Origin of the sequence: Actinoplanes sp. NPDC051513 (genome assembly GCF_044454685.1) — a bacterium.
GTDB lineage: Bacteria > Actinomycetota > Actinomycetes > Mycobacteriales > Micromonosporaceae > Actinoplanes.
Map to the genome: position 1 here is coordinate 1 of NZ_JBITDW010000065.1, position 3,805 is coordinate 3,805.

The 3,805-nt window shown below is 64.3% G+C and carries 1 protein-coding gene and 2 pseudogenes; all 3 read left to right on the plus strand.

The window, feature by feature from the left end; all coding sequences use genetic code 11:
* Window positions 1–261: 261 nt before the first annotated feature.
* A pseudogene (locus tag ACIA5D_RS51685) lies at window positions 262–941 on the plus strand (transposase); the annotation flags it as partial.
* A gap of 725 nt (window positions 942–1,666) precedes the next feature.
* Window positions 1,667–3,460: a group II intron reverse transcriptase/maturase gene (gene ltrA / locus ACIA5D_RS51690; protein WP_396038112.1), complete on the plus strand. Its 1,794-nt coding sequence runs from the start codon at window positions 1,667–1,669 to the stop codon at window positions 3,458–3,460.
* 37 nt (window positions 3,461–3,497) lie between these two features.
* Window positions 3,498–3,805, plus strand: a pseudogene (locus ACIA5D_RS51695) (transposase); the annotation flags it as partial.

Below are 3,805 nucleotides of genomic sequence, written 5' to 3' on the forward strand. Positions count from 1 at the left end.
GTCGCAACACCTTGATCATGGAGGTGTGCGATGGGCGCGAACACGAAGCTGGAGCGGGTGCCCGAAGGGGTGCGGAGGCAGTGGGCGGCGGACCGGGCGTTGCGGCCGCCGATGCGGTCGCCGGGTCGGCCTGAGCCGTCGCGCGCTGTGCAGCGGGAGTTCTGGCAGCTGATCGCGACGGGGATCACGACGGTCGAGGCCGCGCTTCACGTTGGCGTGTCGTGGCCGGTTGGGGCGCGGTGGTTTCGCCACGCTGGCGGCATGCCGCCGATCAGCCTGGACGAACCCTCGGGCCGCTATCTGTCATTCGCGGAACGCGAGGAGATCGCGCTGCTTCGGGCGCAGGGCAAGGGCGTGCGGGAGATCGGCCGCAGCATCGGACGCGATGCGGGGACGGTCTCGCGTGAGTGCGACGGAACGCGGCGACACGCAGCGGCAAGCAGGAGTATCGGGCCACGGTGGCGCAGTGGAAGGCGCAGCAGGCGGCCAAGCGTCCGAAGACGGCCAAGCTGGTGTCGAATTCACGGCTGCGCGAGTACGTGCAGGAGCGTTTGAGCGGGAGCGTCCGCAGACCCGATGGCACGGTCGTCGCCGGGCCCAGGCCGCCTGCGTGGAAGGGGCTGAACAAGCCGCACCGACAGGACCGGCGGTGGGTGACGGCCTGGAGCCCGGAGCAGATCGCGCACCGGCTGAGGATCGACTTCGCCGATGATGAGTCCATGCGCATCAGCCACGAGGCGATCTACCAGGCCCTGTTCATCGAGGGCCGCGGCGCGCTCAAGCGGGAGATGGTCGCCTGCCTGCGCACCGGACGTGCGTTGCGTGAGCCGCGCGCGAGGTCCCGGAGCAAGCCGCAGGGCCACGTCACCGCCGACGTGGTCATCAGCCGACGGCCGGCCGAAGCCGACGACCGCGCCGTTCCTGGGCACTGGGAGGGAGACCGTGCGACACGAAGTCGCACGAGATTGAGTGAACTCGCTATATGGAGGTTCGGCTATTGCTGAAAGTGTAGTTCCGGGTCCGTGTCCGATGGCCCGTCCCCTCTCTTGACATGCGTTGCTGGTAACGGCGGGGTGTGAAGCTCAGGAGTCAAGCCCAAGGGTTCCCGTTCCATCCGGGAATTACAGGCCGGGGGAAGACCGGACGGGTGAATGCAAATGAACCCCCGATGATGCCTCGTGATCCCAAGCCTCGCCGATGGAATGTGGTAGTGGGGTGCAGGGCTGGCCGTTGAGAAGCGGCAGGCGCTGGATGGTAGAGGTCACTCCGTCCAGGTGGACACCGCCGCCTCGGGGTAAAGGGGGCACCCACCCCGGTCGTGTCTCACTCGTGTGGAACGTGGCAACCCCGATGGGTCCGGGTCCTATGTGATCCGGTAGGCCGACCGTGAGGAAGGTTAATCCCCAGCGGGAATAGGATGACCCAAGAAGCGAATGCCGGTGGCCGAAAGGCAACAGGAAAACCGGGAGAGAATCCCTGGTCCTCCACCAGGGTCTCCCGGATAACTGGCTGGATACGGAGGAATCCGGACCCGAAAGGGTGCTGACCTGGGTCAGGTGAGCCTGTGAAGACTTACTGAATAACGACACCGGAACCGAAGGACAAGTTGGACGCTACGACGACGTCGACATCCGCAGCCGCGTTGGCGGGTGCGGATGGTGTTGCCGTGGTGAACGGACCGGAGGACGTCGTCGCGGACTGGCAGTCGATCGATTGGCGTCGGGCTGAGGACGAGGTACGGCGTTTACGTCAGAGGATCTTCACGGCGTCGCGGGCGGGGGACCTCAAGGGGGTCCGGAACCTGCAGAAACTGATGCTCCGGTCCCGGTCTAACGCGCTGATCAGCGTGCGCCGGGTCACGGAGATCAACGCTGGTCGTAAGACGGCGGGGGTCGACGGGAAAGTGGTGCTGTTCCCGCACGTCAAGGCGGAATTGGCTGATGGGTTGCAGCGCCGTGGTGCCTCGTGGACCGCCCGACCGGTCAAGCGTGTGTACATCCCTAAACCGGGGACCACGAAACGGCGTGGCCTCGGAATTCCAGTCATTGTCGATAGAGCTTTTCAGGCTCTGGCGGTCAAAGCGCTGGAAGCCGAGTGGGAGGCGCGGTTCGAGCCGAAATCGTATGGGTTTCGGCCTGGCCGCGGCTGTCATGATGCGATCGGGGCGATCTACTCCACACTCAACGGTAAGAACCCGCATCGGGTGTGGGTGCTCGACGCCGACTTGACGGCAGCCTTCGACAGGATTGACCACGACCGTTTGATAGCGGCGATCGGCACGTTTCCCGGAAGGAGACTCGTCGAGCAATGGCTGAACGCAGGAGTGGTCGATCGGGGCCGGTTCGCGCCGACGGAAGCGGGCACCCCGCAAGGCGGGGTGATCAGTCCCGTACTATTTAATGTGGCTCTTCATGGGATGGAAACCGCCGCTGGGGTTCGCTATTTCGCGACCGGTCGAGATGCTGGAAGCGCGATGGTAGGTAGCCCTGTTCTGGTGAGATACGCGGATGATTTCGTCGTGATGTGCGCTAGCCGTGAACAGGCCGTAGAGGTCAAGGAACGGCTGCGCGTGTGGCTGGCGCTCAGGGGGTTGGGCTTCAACGAGGACAAGACTCGTATCGTCCACGCTGAAGACGGATTTGACTTCTTGGGATTCAACGTCCGCCGTTATCACGGCAAGCTGCTGATCAAACCGAGCGCGGCGGCGTTGAGACGGATCCGGGAAAGGCTGCGCGCCGAGGTGCGGATCCTGCGTGGGGCCAATGCCGGCGCAGTGCTGCGCACGATCAATCCGATAGTGCGTGGCTGGTCGGCCTATTATCGGACGGTGGTGTCCAGCGAGATATTCACGGCGCTGGACAACCATATGTGGGCGCTCGTCTACAAATGGGCTAAACACAGCCACCCGAACAAGTCGAAGCACTGGATCTCCACAAAGTACTTCGGCCGGTTCAACCAGGCCAGGCATGACAGGTGGGTGTTCGGCGACCGTGAAAGCGGCGCCTACCTCGTCAAGTTCTCCTGGACGAAGATCGTCCGGCACCAGTTGGTCAAGGGAACGGCGTCTCCGGACGACCCCGACCTGGCAGTCTACTGGGCGCAGCGGCGGAGCAAGGGGCCACCGATGCCGGTGGACAAGACCACCCTGCATCTCCTGCGGATACAGAACGGTCGATGTCCACTGTGTAAAGGTTTCCTACTCCACGCCGACCATCAACCACAAACCCCCGACGAATGGGAGCAGTGGGTGCGAACGATTCGGAAGGCCATTACGAAGAATTACCTGATGACCTACCGCGTCGATGGCATGTCGGACGATAAAAGGTCCCGTCTCACGCACACGCAATGCCTACGACGGCTCGAAGCCGTCGAAGGCCCAAACGACCGCATTTCTGCCCGTCCGCAACTCCAGAGGGCTTGCTTGAGCCGTGTGCGGTTAACGCCGCAAGCACGGTTCTGAGGGGGCCCCGACGCAGCAATGCGTCGGGGCTACCCGACTGATCATCGGCACTGGCCGGTCGGCGATCGGCACGGTCGTGGAACGCGCCAGCCGCTCCACGCTGCTGGTGCACCTGCCACGATTGGACGGGTGGGGCGAGACGCCACCGGTGAAGAACGGCCCTGCGCTAGGCGGTTACGGCGCGATCGCGATGAACGCCGCCCTGACGGCGTCGATGACCCAGCTGCCCGAGCAGCTGCGCAAGACCCTTACCTGGGACCGGGGCAAGGAGCTGTCGGCCCACGTGCAATTCGCGCTTGAGACCGGCACGAAGGTGTTCTTCGCCGACCCGCACTCCCCGTGGCA